Origin of the sequence: Mesorhizobium sp. ESP7-2 (assembly GCF_020164715.1) — a bacterium.
Taxonomy (GTDB): Bacteria; Pseudomonadota; Alphaproteobacteria; order Rhizobiales; family Rhizobiaceae; genus Mesorhizobium.
In genome coordinates this window covers 188,534-206,072 of the sequence record NZ_JAIUGQ010000005.1, presented here as the reverse complement: position 1 = coordinate 206,072, position 17,539 = coordinate 188,534, and the positions used below count along the sequence as shown (strand labels likewise).

General features: G+C 63.3%; 17 protein-coding genes. 5 read left to right on the top strand and 12 right to left on the bottom strand.

Going from position 1 to position 17,539, the window contains the following annotated elements:
- Positions 1 to 4 precede the first annotated feature (4 nt).
- Both LB543_RS07835 and LB543_RS07830 read right to left on the bottom strand, forming a co-directional pair.
- Entirely contained in the window at positions 5 to 436 is a 432-nt protein-coding gene (locus LB543_RS07835) for a DUF4437 domain-containing protein (RefSeq protein WP_140756437.1), read from the bottom strand.
- Between the two features lie 116 nt (positions 437 to 552).
- A complete protein-coding gene (locus LB543_RS07830) occupies positions 553 to 1,524 on the bottom strand; it encodes an AraC family transcriptional regulator (RefSeq protein ID WP_140756435.1) in 972 nt (323 codons plus the stop codon).
- Positions 1,525 to 1,705: 181 nt separating this feature from the next.
- On the opposite strand from LB543_RS07830, the gene LB543_RS07825 reads away from it, so the two are divergent.
- Entirely contained in the window at positions 1,706 to 2,920 is a 1,215-nt protein-coding gene (locus tag LB543_RS07825; RefSeq protein WP_140756434.1) for an MFS transporter, read from the top strand.
- A gap of 106 nt (positions 2,921 to 3,026) precedes the next feature.
- On the opposite strand, the gene LB543_RS07820 is transcribed toward LB543_RS07825, so the two are convergent.
- A complete protein-coding gene (locus LB543_RS07820; RefSeq protein ID WP_140756432.1) occupies positions 3,027 to 3,374 on the bottom strand; it encodes a GFA family protein in 348 nt (115 codons plus the stop codon).
- A gap of 115 nt (positions 3,375 to 3,489) precedes the next feature.
- Here LB543_RS07820 and LB543_RS07815 point away from each other — a divergent pair, with 115 nt between their 5' ends.
- Positions 3,490 to 4,785, top strand: a complete 1,296-nt coding sequence (locus LB543_RS07815) for an amidase (RefSeq protein ID WP_224613667.1) — start codon at positions 3,490 to 3,492, stop codon at positions 4,783 to 4,785.
- A gap of 23 nt (positions 4,786 to 4,808) precedes the next feature.
- Here the strand turns inward: LB543_RS07815 and LB543_RS07810 are convergent, their stop codons facing one another.
- The 5 genes from LB543_RS07810 to LB543_RS07790 all read right to left on the bottom strand — a co-directional run bounded on the left by LB543_RS07810 (position 4,809) and on the right by LB543_RS07790 (position 9,071).
- Entirely contained in the window at positions 4,809 to 5,144 is a 336-nt protein-coding gene (locus tag LB543_RS07810) for a hypothetical protein (protein WP_224613666.1), read from the bottom strand.
- Positions 5,145 to 5,237: 93 nt separating this feature from the next.
- On the bottom strand, positions 5,238 to 6,218 hold the full coding sequence (locus LB543_RS07805; RefSeq protein WP_140756498.1) for a hydroxyacid dehydrogenase: 981 nt from the start codon (positions 6,216 to 6,218) through the stop codon (positions 5,238 to 5,240).
- Between the two features lie 14 nt (positions 6,219 to 6,232).
- Complete coding sequence (locus LB543_RS07800; RefSeq protein WP_224597411.1) at positions 6,233 to 6,952, bottom strand: FadR/GntR family transcriptional regulator; 720 nt, start codon at positions 6,950 to 6,952, stop codon at positions 6,233 to 6,235.
- 2 nt (positions 6,953 to 6,954) lie between these two features.
- Positions 6,955 to 8,124 carry a mandelate racemase/muconate lactonizing enzyme family protein gene (locus LB543_RS07795; RefSeq protein ID WP_224613665.1) on the bottom strand — a complete coding sequence of 390 codons (1,170 nt, stop codon included), beginning with the start codon at positions 8,122 to 8,124 and terminating at the stop codon, positions 6,955 to 6,957.
- Between the two features lie 59 nt (positions 8,125 to 8,183).
- Positions 8,184 to 9,071 carry a sugar phosphate isomerase/epimerase family protein gene (locus LB543_RS07790; RefSeq protein ID WP_140756423.1) on the bottom strand — a complete coding sequence of 296 codons (888 nt, stop codon included), beginning with the start codon at positions 9,069 to 9,071 and terminating at the stop codon, positions 8,184 to 8,186.
- 400 nt (positions 9,072 to 9,471) lie between these two features.
- On the opposite strand from LB543_RS07790, the gene LB543_RS07785 reads away from it, so the two are divergent.
- Genes LB543_RS07785 through LB543_RS07775 form a run of 3 tightly spaced genes read left to right on the top strand, consistent with a single transcriptional unit; the run spans position 9,472 to position 12,654 of the window.
- Positions 9,472 to 10,527 carry a sugar phosphate isomerase/epimerase family protein gene (locus LB543_RS07785; protein ID WP_224613664.1) on the top strand — a complete coding sequence of 352 codons (1,056 nt, stop codon included), beginning with the start codon at positions 9,472 to 9,474 and terminating at the stop codon, positions 10,525 to 10,527.
- 53 nt (positions 10,528 to 10,580) lie between these two features.
- Positions 10,581 to 11,768, top strand: a complete 1,188-nt coding sequence (locus LB543_RS07780; protein ID WP_140756420.1) for a Gfo/Idh/MocA family protein — start codon at positions 10,581 to 10,583, stop codon at positions 11,766 to 11,768.
- Between the two features lie 34 nt (positions 11,769 to 11,802).
- Positions 11,803 to 12,654, top strand: coding sequence for a sugar phosphate isomerase/epimerase family protein (locus tag LB543_RS07775; RefSeq protein WP_224613663.1), 852 nt, complete (start codon positions 11,803 to 11,805; stop codon positions 12,652 to 12,654).
- Positions 12,655 to 12,760: 106 nt separating this feature from the next.
- On the opposite strand, the gene LB543_RS07770 is transcribed toward LB543_RS07775, so the two are convergent.
- The 4 genes from LB543_RS07770 to phnD form a co-directional block, all read right to left on the bottom strand.
- On the bottom strand, positions 12,761 to 13,954 hold the full coding sequence (locus LB543_RS07770) for an integrase core domain-containing protein (protein WP_224613662.1): 1,194 nt from the start codon (positions 13,952 to 13,954) through the stop codon (positions 12,761 to 12,763).
- Positions 13,955 to 14,219: 265 nt separating this feature from the next.
- A complete protein-coding gene (phnE, locus tag LB543_RS07765) occupies positions 14,220 to 15,587 on the bottom strand; it encodes a phosphonate ABC transporter, permease protein PhnE (protein WP_224613661.1) in 1,368 nt (455 codons plus the stop codon).
- A 3-nt stretch (positions 15,588 to 15,590) separates the two neighbouring features.
- Complete coding sequence (phnE, locus tag LB543_RS07760) at positions 15,591 to 16,547, bottom strand: phosphonate ABC transporter, permease protein PhnE (protein ID WP_224613660.1); 957 nt, start codon at positions 16,545 to 16,547, stop codon at positions 15,591 to 15,593.
- 58 nt (positions 16,548 to 16,605) lie between these two features.
- The gene (gene phnD / locus LB543_RS07755; protein ID WP_224613659.1) at positions 16,606 to 17,514 is read right to left on the bottom strand and encodes a phosphonate ABC transporter substrate-binding protein; all 909 of its coding nucleotides are present in this window, start codon (positions 17,512 to 17,514) and stop codon (positions 16,606 to 16,608) included.
- Positions 17,515 to 17,539 lie beyond the last annotated feature (25 nt).

The following is a 17,539-nucleotide window of genomic DNA, read 5'->3' as shown; positions in this document are numbered from 1 at the left end:
GCGGCTATTTCGGCAGATAGGTCTCGTATGGCGTGTCGTTGATCAACAGGATCACGCATTCCGTCTGCGAGAGGCAGGCGTCGTCATGCATCTCATTGGCCTTCTGGGTCCAGTAGGATCCAGGTGGCAGTTCGACCTTGGTTGCTTCACCGCCTTCCATCTGCCAATGCGCCCAAAGACCCTGGATGACCGCGGCACGATAGTCGGCGGTGTGCGCGTGAATAGGAGCGCGCCAGTTGCCCGGAACTTTCAGCAATGTTCCGGCAGGGCCCTTGGACCTTTCGCCCCACAACGGTCCGAGGCGCTGCGGCTGGTCAGGAGCCTCGGCGACGTAAGGGATCTTGCCTGCCGGTAGATAGCTGTCCTCGAGGGCAAAGGCGCGTCCGGGAACGACCGACAGGGCGGCAAGCGCGAGCGGTGCGAAATGATTGGCCATGGGATTTCCTCCACGGCCAGACTATCCGCCGGAAGCCGGCCGGCAATGACGCTGCGTCCAAAAGACTTGGCAATTCCTCCAGCCGAGAAGGATTGGAGCGATTTGGCTGCCTGACGTCAGGACGGCTCGTCGCCGGCACCAATGTGGCGCAGATGGCTCGGCGCCACACCCATCACCCGCTTGAAGGCGCGGCTGAAGGATGCTTCCGAATCATAGCCCAGTTTCGCCGCCGCCACCGATACCCTCATGCCATCCCGGGCCAACCATTGCCTAGCCTGGTGCATGCGCACGCGCAGCACATATTTGGCCGGTGTCTCTCCGACCACCGTGGCGAAGCGCTGGGCAAAGGCGGAGCGCGAGGCTCCCATCGTCCGCGCCAGCGCCTCGACGCTCCAATCGCGATCCGGCTGCAGGTGGATGGTTGCCAGCACCTTGCCGACGTCGGGATTGCGGACGGCGGCGATCCAGCCGGTCGCATCGCCACAGCCGTTCTCCACCCAGGAGCGGATGATCGTGGCGGCGAGCACATCGGCAAGGCGGGCAAGAATCCCGCCGGAGCCGACCCGGTCCATCGTCACCTCGCCGGCCATCGCGTCGAGCAGATGCTGGATACCCGGCGCGTTCGCCATCAGCTTATGCGCCTGCATCAGGTTGGGCATCATGTCGAGCAGCGGGTGCGAACCATCGAGATTGAAATGCATGCTGCCGCAAAACAGCAAGGTCTTGGGGCCGCCACACTCGTTGGAGACGTCGTAGATATTCTCGCACACCGGTTCGATCGTGTAGCGGCCGATCGGCACCGGGGGCACGCCGGGCGCGCTGGCCAGGACATGCTCGTCGCCGCGCGGGATCAGAAGCGCGTCACCCACGGAGAGTTCGATCCACTCCTTGGCCGGCGAGAACAGCCAGCAACCCTGCTGGCCGATGAAATGAAACCGCGCCGCCTTCTGTGCGGGAAAGGAAACGGCCCAGGGCTCGCCCAGCACGCAGCGGCCATAGTCGACGCCGTCGAGCCGTAACCCGCGCAGCATGTCGGTCAGCGGATCGCCAGAAGTCGGCTGTGTCATTTTGGACGAATTGTAATTCATTCTGGTGTTTCTAGCATGGAAACTCCAGCTCGTCACTCCCATGTTGCATTGCAGCCAATGCTGCGCTGCAAACAAACCGACGACTGGCCGCATAGCCAAGCCATGACGGCAAGGCATGTAACGGGTGGAGCCCGGGCCGGTCATTTTCTATGTGGCGCCGCAAACAGATCGGAGACTGACCATGGCCGAACCCGCGACGGGCGTCATCGACGCTGCCCTATTGAACCCCGCAGATCAGGAAGAGCGAACGGAGCCGGCATGGGGCGCCGTGGTCTCGCTCGCCCTTGGCGTATTCGGTCTGGTCACCGCCGAATTCCTGCCCGCCAGCCTTTTGACGCCGATGGCGCGCGATCTCGGCGTAAGCGAAGGCGTGGCCGGGCAGGCGGTGACGGCAACCGCCATCGTCGGCGCCATCGCCGCTCCCACCATGGCCATCATCACAAGGCGCATGGACCGCAGGCTGGTGATGTGGATGCTGACGGTGTTCCTCATCCTGTCCAACCTTCTTGCCACCTTTGCCTCGTCGCTGCCCATGCTTCTGCTTGCCCGAGTCGTGCTCGGCGTGGCCCTCGGCGGCTTCTGGGCGATGTCGGCGGCCATGGCGCTGCGGCTGGTTCCGATGCGGCTGATGCCGCGCGCCATGTCGATCATCCTCACCGGCGTGTCGCTGGCCACCGTCACCGCGGCTCCTGTCGGCGCCTATGTCGGCGACGTCTGGGGCTGGCGCACGGCATTCATGATCGCGACCATCGTCGGGGCGCTGGCGCTGCTGGTGCAATTGGCCACCATTCCGAAGCTGCCGCCGGTGGGCGTCGCGAGCTTCCGCACCTTGCTCGAAGTGCTGGAGCGACCGTCGATCAGGGTTGCCTTGCTGGTCGTGCTGCTGGTCGCCTCCGGGCACTTTGCCGGCTTCACCTATGTCCGTCCCTTCCTCGAGAAGGTGCCGGTGCTCGACATCGAGACGATCTCGCTGGTGCTGCTGGCCTACGGCATAGGCGGTTTCTTCGGCAACATCGCTGGCGGCATCCTGGCTGAGCGCAACCTCAAGGCCGCGGTGGCACTGGCGCCCTTGCTGATTGCATTGGCGGCCGCCTCGATGCTGATCCTTGGCGCTTCGCCCATGATCGCCGCCGCCGCCGTCGCGGCCTGGGGCTTTGCCTTCGGCGCGGTGCCGGTCGGGCTGCAGAGCTGGCTGGTGCGGGCAGCGCCCGACCAGGCTGAAAGCGCCGGCGGACTGATGGTGGCGACCTTCCAGGTCGCGATTGCCATGGGCGCCGTCTTCGGCGGCCTGCTGGTCGACCATGCCGGCGTCGCCAGCGCCTTTGCCTATTGCGGCGCGGCGACGTTGCTGGCAGCGATCGTGGTGTTCCTGCGCGGCCCGAAGCAGGCCGAATAGCCTCTCCCAACAGCCACGCAACGGCCCGAGAACCACTGCGGTTTTCGGGCCGTCGTTATTTTGAGGCCGCGTTGAACGAATAGTGGTCGACGGGGTCCTGGGAAGCTTAGACTGCCCGCCCGTCGAACTCGAAGATCGACAAGGCGGACGGGTCGAGACCGGTGACGCAATTGACGTTGACGTAGGCGCTTCGTTCGCCGCCTTCGCTGGTGTCTTCGGCAAAGGGATGGATGCCGCAGGATCGGCAGAAGCGGTGCGCTATTTTCGCCCCGCCGAATGTGTAGCGGCCCAGGTCATCGCCCCAGGCGACGAGGGTAAGCTTGTCATGTGGCACGGCCCATAGCAGCGCACCCTTGCGGGCGCAGATCGAGCAATTGCAGCGCACGACGCCCTCAAGCTCGCCCTCCACCTCGAACGCAACCTTGCCGCAGTGGCAACTGCCCTTGTACAGCATCAGTATCTTCCTATCGCTGGCAGGTGCAAAGGCACGCTGGCCGGGTTATCCCTTCGGCAGGCCTGGCGGCTGCTTGCCCCAAGGGCGTTCTATCCTGGCGGAGTCCGACATCGACATGCAATCAATCCGCGACCATCTCGAAATCATCCTGTCACGTCTTGCCAACCGTGCGGCCGACGAGAAGGTCTATACGAAGCTTTATGCCGAAGCCGCACGGGCCGCGGCTGACGCCAGCGATGCCCGCAGCCGAGCCGGCGTGACGCTTGGCCCGCTCGACGGCACCATTGTCTCGATCAAGGATCTGTTCGATGTCGCCGGCGAAGCGACCACGGCCGGTTCGCTGATGCGCAGGACCGCTGCGCCGGCTCAGCGCGACGCCGCCATCGTCGGCCGGTTGCGCCAGGCCGGCGCGGTTATCATCGGCAAGACCAACATGACCGAATTCGCCTTCACCGCGATCGGCGACAACATGCACTACGGCACGCCCGGCAATGCCGTCGATGCCAGCCGCATTCCAGGCGGGTCGTCGTCCGGCGCCGGCGTGTCTGTGGGCGAGGGGACGAGCGAAATCTCGATCGGCTCGGACACCGGGGGTTCGATCCGCATTCCAGCATCCTTGAACGGTGTCGTCGGTTTCAAGCCGACGGCGCGGCGTGTGCCGCTTTCTGGCGCCTTTCCGCTTTCGGGCACGTTGGACTCGGTCGGGCCGCTTGCCCGAACCGTCTCGCAATGCGCCGCCGCCGACGCGGTGATGGCCGGCGAGGTGCGGAACGAATTGGCGGCCATTCCACTCGCCGGGCTTCGCATCGGCGTTCCGCGCGGCGTTCTCTTCGGCGACACGGAAGGCGAGATTGCCGCGGCCTTCGAGCATTGTCTCGGCAAGATAGGGTCGACTGGCGCACGCATTGCGGATCTGTCGATTGACGACATGATCGGGGATTTGCGCGTGGCCACCAAGCGCGGTTCCATCGCGGCGATGGAAGGCGCGGAAGTGCATGCCGACTGGCTGGCGGCAGGGGCGTCGGTGTCGGTCGACCCGCATGTCAGCGGGCCATTGTCGCGGGCGGCGCTGCTGCCGACGCCGGTCTATATCAGGGCGCTCCGCCGCCGTGCCGCGCTGGCCGCCGCCATGGATGAGCGGCTGGCGTCGATCGATGTGCTGGCTTTACCGACCACGCCGGTGACGGCGCCGACCATCGCTTCCCTGGCTGAGGATGCCGAACTGCGTGATCGTATCGAAGGCCTGCTTTTGCGCAACACGCAGGTCGCCAACCAATTCGACCTCTGCGCGATCTCGCTGCCGATGCCGGGAACATCGCTGTCAATGGGGTTGATGCTGGTGGCGCGCAAAGGCCATGACAATCGTTTGCTGAGGATCGCCGCTGAAGTGGAGAGGCTGCTGGCTGGTTGATCGGCGTGAGTCGCAGCGACGGATCAGTGCGATGAACAGTGCTTGCGTTCGCCGTCCTTGGCGGTGCGCACGATACGGGTCGCGACCAGCCAGGGCAGGCTGTAGTTCTTGCCGGTGATGGTCTGCGTGCGCTGTTCGATCGAGCCCCTGACCACGATCTTTCCGCTATAAAGCACGTCAGACTGATCGGTTATCGCCTTGTCGGCCTGCGGCAATCCGCTGGTGTCGATCGACACATCCTTGATGATCGTGCCGGAGACAAGATCGCGCGCGCTGCCCGATGGACAGGGTGCCTTGAAGCAGCGCATTCCGTTGTCGCAATAGACATAGCTGCTCTCGGCTGCCGCGTATGCCGGCAAGATGCTGACAGAGGAAGTTGCGGCAATCAGAACTGCAAGGCGAAGACAGGACATCGCCTAAACGTCGCGGAGAATTGGGGCGAAACCGCGATGCTATATCTGCGCCGGAAACCGCCGCCGGTAATGATCGACCACTTCCGGATTGCGCAGATTGACCGGCAGTTTGCCCGCCAGCACCAGCAAGGCTTCGCCCGCCGCGCCGACGCCCATGCGCATCATCGATTCCTCGGTGATCCCCGCCATATGCGGGGTGATGATGACATTGTCGAAGCCGAAATAGGGATGATTTGGTGGCAGCGGCTGCGTCGAGAAAACGTCGAGCGCGGCCCCGCCGATGCGGCATTCCCGCAAGGCGTCGATCAGCGCGTCATCATCGACGACCGGCCCGCGCGACACGTTGATCAGCAATGCGTTGGGTTTCATGCGGGCGATGCGCTCTCGGCTGATCAGGCCGCGCGTCTCCGGGGTCAGCGGACAGCAGAGCACGACGATGTCGCTCTGCTCGACCAGCGCGTCGATCGACAGGAAGCCGACTTTTTCCGGCGCCGGCTGCATGCTGCGCGTCGTTGCCACCACTCTCAGGTCGAAGCCGTGCGCGGCGATATGGCCGACGGCTTGCCCGACGGCGCCGAGACCAACGATGCCGATGGTCTTGCCGGCGAGTTCGATGTTGGAGTTGGCATGCTCGCGTCCGGCAAGCCAACCCTTGGCGCGCAGGTCGCGGTCGACCCTGCGGAACTGCCGCAGCAGTGCAAGCGCGGTGAACATGACATGCTCGGCGACCGAGCGGGCATTGACCGCCGGCACGTTGGCCACGAGCACGCCGGCTGCCGCGGCCGCTTCCATCGGGATCATGTCGAGCCCGGCGCCATGGCGGATCGCGGCCCTAAGCTTCCAGGCGCCCTCGAACAATGCCGGCGGCAGTGGCGCGCGCACGATGACGATATCGGCGTCCTTGGCCTCCCTGGTCAAGGTGGCGGCATCGAGCGCGGAGGCGATGACGAGCTGACCAGCGCCCGCCAGCCTGGCCGAGGCGCGCGGGTGCAGCGGATGCGTCGACAGGATCTTTGGCATGGTCTGGGTCACGGTCAGGCCTTTTCGAGCGCCGCGCCCGCGGGCAAAGCCGCCATGCCACCTTCGATCAGGCCTTTCCAGTAGCTTTCCGCGCCTTGCAGATGGGCGCTCATCAGCGCCTGGGCGAGATTGCCGTCGCGGCGCAGCAGCGCCTCGTAGATCTGCACATGCTCGGCATGCGAACGCACGCTGCGTTCGGGATCGTTGAAATAGATCGGCAGGCGCTGCTCGCCCATCAGGTAGTAGACGCTGCAGATGTTGTGGAAAACGCTGTTCTTGGTGGCGCGCACGATTTCGAGGTGGAATTCGCGGTCCTCCTTGGCAAGGCCTTCGCCTGCGGCGATGCGTTCCTCGGAGGCCTTGAGGATCTCGCGCAGGCGCTCGAAATTCTCTTCGGTGGCGCGCGAACAGGCAAGCTCGGCGGCCTTGATCTCATGGATCTTGCGCAACTCGACCGTCTCATAGATCTGCAGGGGATCGAGCGGCAGGCCGGCGCGTGCAAACAGCGCCAGCGCCTCGACGCTCGCCTGTTTGGTGTCGATGTAGATGCCCGATTTGGCGCGGCGCTCGACGATGCGCATGGCTTCGAGGATGGCGAGCGCTTCGCGGATCTGGCCGCGGCTGACGCCGAAATGCTCAGCCAATTCGCGTTCGGAAGGCGTGCGGCCGCTCTCCTTGTCCGAGTGGGAGAACAGATAGGCGGCGAGTTCCGCTAGAAGGTTCTTTTCTTTCATAATCAATTGCGTTGCGCGTGCGCCTCCAGGAATCGCTCAGAAATGGTGAATCCCAATCCGGGCTTTTCCGGGATCGCTATCATACCGTCCTTGGCTTCGACAGTCTCTTCGACCAGATCGTGGATCATCGGGTTGGCGCCGAGCGAATATTCGACCGTGAAACTCGAAGGCGACGCCGCGCAGACATGCAGCCCGGCGAAGAAGCATGGCGCGCCGGCCCATAGATGCGGTGCAAAACGCAGGTTGAAGGCGCTGGCAATGGTGCCGATCTTCATCGCCTCGCTGATGCCGCCGCAGAAGGCCGGGTCCGGCTGGAAGATGTCGGCGGCCTTGAGCACGGCGAGATCGCGGAAGGCATAGCGCGTCGCCTCGCTTTCGCCGGTGGCGATCGGAACCGCGCCGGTGGCTCGCACCTCTGCCATGCCCGGCTTGTCGTCGGCGATCACAGGCTCCTCGAACCAGGCGAGATCGAGATCGCCGACCAGATGGATGAAGCGCTTGGCCTCGGCCACCGTATAGGTGCCGTGGGCATCGACCATCAACTCGACGTCGGGGCCGAGCGCCTGGCGCGCGGCGCGCACGCGGGCGGCGGAGATGTGTGCCGCTCCATCCATGGCGCCGACCCGCATCTTCAGCGCCTTGAAGCCGCCCTTGGCGGCGTAGGATTTCAATTGCTCGCCGATGGCATCGGCCGACGCCCAGCCGCCGGAGGCATAGGCCTGCATGCGATCGGCCTTGCGGCCGCCGAGCAACCGCCAGACCGGCTGTCCCAGCGACTTGCCCAGGATGTCCCAGAGCGCGATGTCGACGGCACTGATGGCGGCGACGCTCATGCCGCGCCTCGCCAATTGCGGCATGGCGTGGCCGGCATGAGCGGCGGTCTCATGGCGTACGCCGTTGTAGAGCATCTCCCAGATGACGCCGATGTCGGCCGGATCTCGGCCGATCAACTGCGGCCCGACCTCGTGGTTCAGCATGTGGACGAGGGCGCCGTAGCTGCCGGCACTGCCGGCTGCGTTCTTGCCTTCGCCCCAGCCGACCAGCCCGTCATCGGTTTCGATGCGCAGGATGGCGGCGTCGAAGGTCGTCACCTGGCCGAAGTCGCTGCGGTGCTGCCTCGCGGCTTCGATCGGGACGCGGACCCACCAGGCCTGGACTGTCTTGATGCGCATATTCTTCCCCAGCCCTGCCGCCGGCCAGGGCGGAAGGGCAAATTCCCAGAGGCAATCGACTACTTGATCAGCGGCAGCAGCGTTTCGGCGGTGATGCGCATCTGGTCGGTGTAGAATTTTTCGGTGAGCACGCTGGAGCCATGATCCTGGATGAACTTCAGCTGCTCGGGCGAGATATCGACCGGGTGGCGCTCGACCATTTCGGGATAGGGTGCTGCCGGTGTGCGATCGACCGGGGCGACGAACTCATTGGTCAGCGCGCCGTCATAGCCGACTTCCTTCAGGGTCCCGACGATCCTTGGCCAGTCGATCTGGCCGAGGCCGGCGGCAAAGCGGTTGTTGTCGGCGACATGGAAGTCGAACAGGCGCTTTCCGACCTGCCGGATGGCGTCATGGACGTTAAATTCCTCCATGTGGATATGATACGCGTCAAGGCAGACGCCGCATTCGGGGCTGACCGCATCAGCCAGCGCCAGCGCCTGGGCGCCGCGGTTGAAGAGATAGGTTTCGAAGCGGTTGAGCGGTTCGACGGCAATCTTGACGCCGACCTTCTTGGCGTGGGTGAAACATTCCCGGGTCGCGTCGACCACCCACTTCCACTCCTCTTCCTCGGTGCCGTCCGGCACCACCTTGCCGACGGTTGCCGGAACCAGCGTGATGATCTCGCCGTCGAGTTCGCTGACCATCGTCAGCACATCCTTGACGTATTGCACGGAGCGCTCGCGCTGGCCCTGGTTCCTGGCGGCGAGGTTGCGTTCACCCAGCATCAAGGTCACCGCGCCCCAGCAGCGGATGCCATGCTCCTTCAGCAGCGCCCGCGTCTCCTTGGTCTTGTACTGCGCGGGCTCGCCGGAAATCTCGATCGACTCATAGCCGAATTTCTTGATGCGCTTGAGCGTCGTCTCGAGGGGTTCCGCGCGCATCCAGTTGTGCGTCGAGAGATGCATGGTCTGTCCTTCCCAGATTCGTCCGTATGGTTTGCCTGCGACATGCATCGCCGAAAGACGACGCAAGGGTTCCTCCCCAAGGCATCCCCAGCCTTTTCTTGCAAACTGGTTCGACCAATTGGGCCTGAAAAGAGGTCTACAGCAAATTCTTCGAGACGGCAACAACTGTGGCGGCGCAACTTCCATGGTGGATTAGTTTGTTGATTACATTGCGATATGTGCCGTTATTTTGCGTGTTCGGCGAGCCTTTTCGGCGCATTCCGAGACTTGACCAAATTGCCTTATTTGGTCATACCAGAATGGCAGTGTCGGCAGAGTGTCCGACGCGAAAAGACCAAAGTGACTGGCCCTGCTCCCCTCAGGCGCTATGCTTGGTCGTGACAAAACGAGGAGGATGCCGATGCCGACGACAATGAAGGGCCCTGGACTGTTTCTGGCGCAGTTCGCGGGCGATGCAGCACCGTTCAATTCGCTGGCGTCGATCACCAAATGGGCCGCCGGTCTCGGCTACAAGGGCGTGCAGATCCCGACCTGGGACGCGCGCTTGTTCGACCTCGAGAAGGCGGCGTCTTCCAAGGCCTATTGCGATGAGGTGAAGGGCATCTGCACCGATGCGGGCGTCGAGATCACCGAATTGTCGACGCATCTGCAGGGGCAACTGGTGGCGGTGCATCCGGCCTATGACGCGCAGATGGATGGGTTTGCGCCGCCATCGGTACACAACAACCCAAAGGCGCGGCAGGAATGGGCCGTCGAACAGATGAAGTTCGGTGCCAAGGCGTCGCGCAATCTCGGGCTGAATGCCTCGGTGTCGTTCACCGGCTCGCTGGCTTTCCCTTACCTCTATCCCTTCCCGCAGCGGCCCGCCGGTCTGATCGAGGAAGCCTTCGGCGAACTCGGCAAACGCTGGAAGCCGATCCTCGACACCTATGAGGACAATGGTGTCGATGTCGGCTACGAAATCCATCCCTCGGAGGACGTGTTCGACGGGGCGACCTTCGAGATGTTCCTCGACGCGGTCGGCTGCCACAAGCGCTGCAACATCAACTACGACCCTTCGCACTTCCTGCTGCAGCAGCTCGACTATCTCGAATTCATCGACATCTATCACGAGCGTATCAAGGCCTTCCACGTCAAGGACGCTGAGTTCAATCCAACCGGACGGCAGGGCGTGTACTCCGGGTACCAGAGCTGGACGAACCGCGCTGGTCGTTTCCGTTCGCTCGGTGATGGGCAAGTGGATTTCGGCGGCATCTTCTCCAAGCTGACGCAGTACAATTACGATTCCTGGGCGGTGCTGGAATGGGAATGCTGCCTGAAGCATCCGGAGGACGGTGCGGCCGAAGGGGCGCCCTTCATCCAGCACCACATCATCCGGGTAACGGAGAAGGCATTCGACGATTTCGCCGCCGGCACCACGGACAAGAAGCTGCTGCGCGCCATGATGGGAATTTGACACCGCTTTCGCTTCCCCTCGGGGGAGGGGCATCTCATACGAGGGAGAAAAACATGGTTGGCGCATCGAAGTCGGAAACGGGAGGCGGCCCGATCCGCTACGGCATGGTTGGCGGCGGACAAGGCGCCTTCATCGGTGCGGTGCACCGGATCGCGGCACGCATGGACAATGATTTCGTGCTGGTCGCGGGCGCCCTGTCGTCCGACCCGGCACGTGCGAAAGCCTCGGCCGCCGAACTTGGGCTCGATCCCTCACGCAGCTATGCGTCCTACGCCGAAATGGCCAAGGCCGAGGCGAAGCGCCCGGATGGCATCGAGGCGGTGGCCATCGTCACCCCCAACAACGTGCATGTGCCGGCGGCCAAGGCTTTCCTGGAGGCAGGCATCCACGTCATCTGCGACAAGCCGCTGGCGACCACGCTGGCCGAAGCCAAGAAGCTCGCGGCGATAGTCGAGAAGACCGGCAAGGTGTTCGTACTCACCCACAATTACACCGCCTACCCGATGGTGCGGCAGGCCCGCGAGATGGTGGCCAAGGGCGTCCTCGGCGACATCCGCATCGTGCAGTCGGAGTATCCGCAGGACTGGCTGACCGAGGACCTCGCCGCCACCGGCCAGAAGCAGGCTTCATGGCGGGGCGACCCCAAGCAGGCGGGTGCCGGCGGTGCGCTCGGGGATATCGGCACCCATGCTTACAACCTCGCCCGCTTCGTCTGCGGGCTCGAACTCGACTCCCTGTCGGCCGATCTCGATGCCTTCGTGCCGGGCAGGCTGCTCGACGACAACGTCAATGTCATGCTGCGTTTCAAGCCGACGGGAAAAACGCATCCGGCCAAGGGCATGATCTGGGCAAGCCAGGTGGCGCCCGGTCATGAGAACGGCCTGAAGCTGCGCATCTACGGTTCGAAGGGCGGGCTGGAATGGGTGCAGGCCGATCCCAACTATCTCTGGTACACGCCGTTCGGCCAGCCGAAACAATTGATCACCCGCAACGGCGCCGGTGCGCTGCCGGTGGCAGGCCGTGTCAGCCGCGTTCCCTCAGGCCATCCCGAGGGCTATCTCGAAGGTTTCGCCAACATCTATCAAGAAGCAGCACGCGCCATCCGCGCGGCACGCAAGAAGGGCGGCAAGCCGGCAAAGGATGTCGTCTTCCCGACCATCCAGGACGGCGTCGAAGGCATGGCTTTCATCGAAGCCTGTGTGAAGTCTTCGAAGAAGAATGGGGCGTGGACCAAGCTATAAGGGGCGCCTAGCCAGCGGGAATGGGGAGGGGTCGATGAAAATCGGCATGTGCATGTTCTTGTGGACGACGGCGGTATCGAAGAAGCACGAGCCGTTGCTTCGCGACATCAAGGCAACCGGCTTCGACGGTGTCGAGATCCCGATCTTCGCCGGCACGCCGGACGACTACAGGAAACTGGGCGAGTTGCTCGACCGTATCGGGCTGGAGCGGACCGCTGTTTCAGCGATGGGCGATCCGGCGATGAACCTGATTGCGGCCGATGCGGCAACGCGCAAGGCTGGCGTCGATTACATGAAATGGGCCATCGATTGCGCCGATGCGCTTGGCGCCAGCACGCTGAGCGGACCGCTGCATTCGACGCTTGGCGCCTTTTCCGGGTCCGGGCCGACCGCCGCCGAGAAAAAGCGCTCGATCGCCTCGCAGCGCGCCATCGGCGACCATGCCGGCAAGCGGAACATCACCATCGGGCTCGAGGCGCTGAACCGCTTCGAATGCTATCTCCTCAACACCATGGCCGACCTGTCGGAGCATATCGACGCCATCGACCGGCCGCACATCAAGGCGATGTACGACACGTTCCACGCCAATATCGAGGAAGCTGACCCGATCGGCGCCTATACGAAGCACCGCAGGAATATCGTTCATATCCACATATCGGAGAACGATCGCGGCGTGCCGGGACGCGGCAACATTCCGTGGAAAGAAACCTTCGCGGCGATCCGCAAGAGCGGCTACGACGACTGGCTGACCATCGAGGCGTTCGGGCGCTCGCTCAAGGATTTGGCCGCGGCGACGAAAGTGTGGCGCGATTTTTCCGAAACGCCGGAAGCGGTTTATCGCGAAGGGTATAGGCATATCAAGAACGGGTGGAAGAAGGCGGGATAGGAAGCCGATCACGTTGCGGCGGCGATCCTTCGCGCCCCCCTTGTGCAACCGGCAACATAGGTAACAGTTCAAACTGACGACATGAGTAACACAATTCTCGTTTCGTTCATGTCTGTTGCTGCTGGGGCTGTGGGTCCGGCCCACGGCCCTTTCGCTTTGGTTTTCGTAGTTCATCGCTCCGATAGGCAATGGTACCGAGCACGATCGGACCATAGCTGACGGTCCAACAGCCCTCGGATTCAACCAGACCGACCGGCTCACCGGCCAAAGCCGCATTGATGTAGACGAACTTGCCATCGAGCTTGATCTCTCCATTGCGACGGACGCGCCGCACGTCCTGGTCGCTATATTCCGGCTCACGCAGGACACCGTCGAACCGGCGTGCTGAAACCCGGTAGCGCTCGGCCGGCGTGGCATTGTCGAGCGCTTGGTGAGGGCGTTCCTCGTTGTACATCCGCTGGAAGTGGCGCAATCGCTTGAGCTGCTCGCGCATGCTGTGTGCCGGCGGGTCGGCTACGTCCTGCAACAAAGTGAGATGCATGCGTTCATGGCGGCCGTTCTGCTGCGGCTTGCCGTGGGCAATGCGTTCGGGTGTAACGCCCGCCTTGATCAGCTTCACCGACAGCTTCGACAGTCCACCAGCGCCGCACGACGCAAAGGGCGAGCCGTTATCCGAGCGCATGTAATGGGGCAGCCCGAACTCGCGGAAAGCCGCATCAAGCACCGGCCAGACATGGTCCGTGTCCGTGTGGGGCAGTGCCTGGCAGCGCAGGAGATAGCGGCTATGAGCGTCGGTCACCGTCAACGGTTCACACCGCTTGCCGTCACCGGTCAAGAACCAGCCCTTGAAGTCGATGCACCAGACATCGTTGGCGGCTTCACAATGGGCAAAGGGCGCACTCGATGGCGGGCTGCGACGGCGCAACCGGCGCTTCACCGTCAGCCCCTCGCGATCGAACAGCTCTCCGATCGTGCTCGCCACCGGCCAAGCCGTTTTGGGCGCGCCTCGTTCCAGATAGGCACGCACCTTCACCGGCCCCCAGCTTGGATGCGCGCGCCGCACCCCAAGGCAGCGCTCGGCAATGGCCGGTGCAATCGCTTGCGGATGATGTAGCGGAGCTCGCGAACGGTCGAGCAGGCCGCCAACCCCTTCTTCTTCAAAGCGGGCCAGCCACTTGTAACCAACCCGACGGCTCACATCGAACCGCCGGCAGATCGCCGCAAACGATTCCTCGCCATTCTCAACCGCCACCATAAAGCGCATCCGCTCTTCCACCGCACAGGTCTCCGTCCATCCCATCGGCAAGGTCCTCCTCGCCGAACAGTTGACCTGTTACCCATGTCGCCGGTCTACTCTGTTACCCATGTAGCCGGTCAGGACCCCCTCTGTCTCTCCCCCACGAGGGAGAGATTGGCAGCTTCGCGGCCGTCGCTTTCTTGCAACGCTGGTGATTGGCGAAAGCACGGATGACATCCGATCTCCCCCCTCGTGGGGGAGATGCCCGGCAGGGCAGAGGGGGGCGCTGTCCCGCCGGCCTCTCGCCTCATCTGCACCACAGGACGAATCAACCCTGCTTGGCCTGGATCCTGTTGTAGTCGTGGATCGTCCGGCTCAGCCTGCGGCGCAGGAAGTTGGATATGTTGTCGAAGATGAAGACGACGAGCAGGATCAAAAGCACCATGTAGAAGACGTTGGCCCAGTTGGAGTTGGTGCGCATGGCTTCCCACAGTTTCAGGCCGATGCCGCCGGCGCCGACGGCGCCGATGATGGTGGCGCCGCGGGTGTTGGATTCCCACTGGTAGAGCGTCTGGCTGATGAAAATCGGGATCACTTCGGGCATCACGCCGTAGCGCTGCACCAGGAGGCCGTTGGCGCCGGTCGAAAGCACTCCCTCACGTGGCTTGTCGTCGATGTTCTCCAGACCTTCCGAATAGACTTTACCGAGGGTGCCGATCTCGGTGAAGAAGATCGCGGCACTGCCGGCCAGCGGTCCGGGGCCGAAGGCGCGGGTGAAGAACAGCGCCCAGATCAGCATGTCGACCGAGCGCATGAAATCGAAGAAGCGCTTGAGCACCTGGCCGAGCACGCCGCTCGGCGTGATGTTGCGCGCCGCGAAGAAGGCCAGCGGGAAGGCGACGATGCCGCCGAGCAGCGTGCCGAGGAACGCCATGACGATGGTTTGCAAGAGCTTCGTCCAGACATCGCCGTGCTGCCACTGGGCGTTGTTCCAGATGTTGTCGCCGGCCAGCGCGAGATTAGAGGTCCCCGGTTTCAGCTCAGGCCCCGATACGATCAGCGCGATCACTTCCCCCGCCGATTTGCCGAAGAAGGGCGAGCGTGTGTCGAAGACGAAGTTCGCCCAGCCGAGGAAGCGCTTGCGCACCTTGACCCGGTCGACGGTGACGCGCACCTCGCCGACGAAGCCCATCTTGGCGACGATCTCATCGTCATGAACCGTCATCCAGTCGGGCACCAGGCCCGAGACTACAGGCTTGCCGCTGGTCAGGGCCACCGGCACTGTCTGTCCATGAGCGACAATCGTCGCATAGGTCTTGTCGAAGGTGATGGATTTGGCCTGGCCGTCGATCCGCACGGTGAAGGAACCGTCGGCATTCCTGATCACCCAATCCGGATTTGGATTGTCGCCCAACGCCGAGAAACGTGGGTATTTGGGCGTGATCTCCGGCTGGTCGAGACGGAATTCCGGCTGCAAATCGTAGCTGATCCACTGCGTCAGGAAGAGTGGCAGCCGCTCCCAGTGCGATTCCCGCAACACCTGCGGCAGGCTGAAGAACCACAAGGCATAGACCAGATAGAGGAGAGTGCCAACGAACAGGAGCAGCGGACCGAAGCGCTTGTAGGCCGGGTGCTGGAACACCTGCGGGTGGCGCGCCTCGATCGACAGAATCTCCTCGGGGGTCATGGTCGCCATGATTTACGCCCCCATCATAAAGGCTTGTTCGCCGACCAGCTTGCGGCGAAGCCAGGCGGAAAACTGGTCGATGATGAAGATGGTGGTGAACAGCAGCAGAACCAGCGCCAGCGTCTTGGCGCCGAAGCCCCGTGAGATGGAGAGCTTCAATTCCTCGCCCATGCCGCCGCCGCCGACGGCGCCAATGATGGTCGAGGCCCGCACGTTGATCTCGACCCGCAGCAGCGTATGGGAAACGAAATTGGGCAACACCTGGGGCAGGTCGGCGAAGCGCACCCGCTCGAACCAGTTGGCGCCGACCGCCGTCAGGCCTTCCTCGGCCCGCATGTCGATGTTCTCGTTGATCTCGTAGAACAGCTTGCCGAGCGCGCCGATCGAATGCAGGCCGATGGCGATGATGGCAGCGATCGGACCTGTCGAGACGATGGCTGCGAAGAGGCCGGCGATGACGATTTCGGGAAAGGCGCGCAGCAATTCCATGAAGCGCTTGACCACCAGCCTCAGTGCCGGATGGGGCGTCAGGTTGCGCGCCGCGATGAAGGAAAAAGGCACCGCGAAGATGAAGCCGATGAAGGTCGAGACCAGCGCCACGTTCACCGTGGTCAGCATCAGCTCGAAATATTCGGGGACGTAGAAACCGCCCCACACATAGACGCGGCCAAGCGGGAAGTTGAATTCCTGGGTGCCGGTATCATGCGGCGAGGCGATGTCGAACAGCGCCCGCCAGACGTCGTTCCAGTCCTTCGGGACCAGCCAACTCAGGAAATCCAGTATGTGCGGCAGCCGGTCGAAGAAATGCCCGGCATTGGCTTCGTCGGCGAACCACATGCTGGAGAGCATCGCGGCAAGCAGCAGTCCGACGCCGAGCACGGTATAGAACCGGCGCAGCGACGTCTGGCGTCGCCATGCATCGGCCGTCTGGTGGGTGGCGCCGGAGGGGGTTGTCACGGAAAGGGTCATGATCGGAGATGCAAAAAGGGGCGGTACTTCGAAGTACCGCCCCTTTGCAATTTCGCCGTTAGCCGCCGATGGCTGCCTTACGGGCTTCGACGATGACCTTGTAGAAGTCCGGCTTCACCGGAACGTAGCCGGTGAAGTCGCCGCCTTCGACGCCTTCGAAGCAAGCCTTGTCCTTCTTGGGCAGATCGGTGAAGAAGGCGGCCAGCTTGGCGGTCATGTCGTCGCCTATCGCGGTGCGCACGACGAGCGGGCCGTTCGGGATCAGGCCCGAGCGCCAGACTTCGACGAAGTCGTTGGGGTCGACGGCGCCCTTGGCGACTTCCTTGTGGAAGGTGCCGGAGGTGTAGCCGTTCTTGAAGTCGCCGATGCCCGAGGAATCGTCGACTGAGACATCAACCTTGCCGTCGCGCAGGGCGAGGATGTTGTTCTCGTGGCCGCCGTTGAACTGGGTCGAGGCGAAGAAGGCCTCGTTCGAGGCGCCGGTGGTCTTCGGAATCTGGGTCAGCGGGATCAGGTAGCCGGACGTCGAATCCGGATCGGCATAGCCGAGCTTCTTGCCCTTGGCCGACTTGATGTCGGTGATCCCGGAGGTCTTCAGCGCCAGGCCGATAGAATAATAGCCGGTGGCGCCGTCGGTCTGCTTGGTGGTGAGGATCGGGGTAACCGCCTTCGGATCCTTGAGATAGACGCTGGCATAGCCGGAAGCGCCGAGTTCGGCGAAGTCGAGCGTGCCGCCGAGCAGGCCCTGGATGACGCCGTCATAGTCGGCGGCGGGGAACAGCGAAACCTTCTCGAAGCCGAATTCCGTCTTCAGGTGATCGGCCAGGCACTGGTAGTTGCGCAGCCGGTCGGTTTCGTTTTCGCCACCGAGAATGCCGACGCGAAATTCCTTCATGTCGGCGGCGTGGGCCATGCTGGTGGCCATGGCGAGCACCGAAACGGCACCGAAAACCATCTTCCTGAACATTGATATCTCTCCTGTAAGTTCCGGC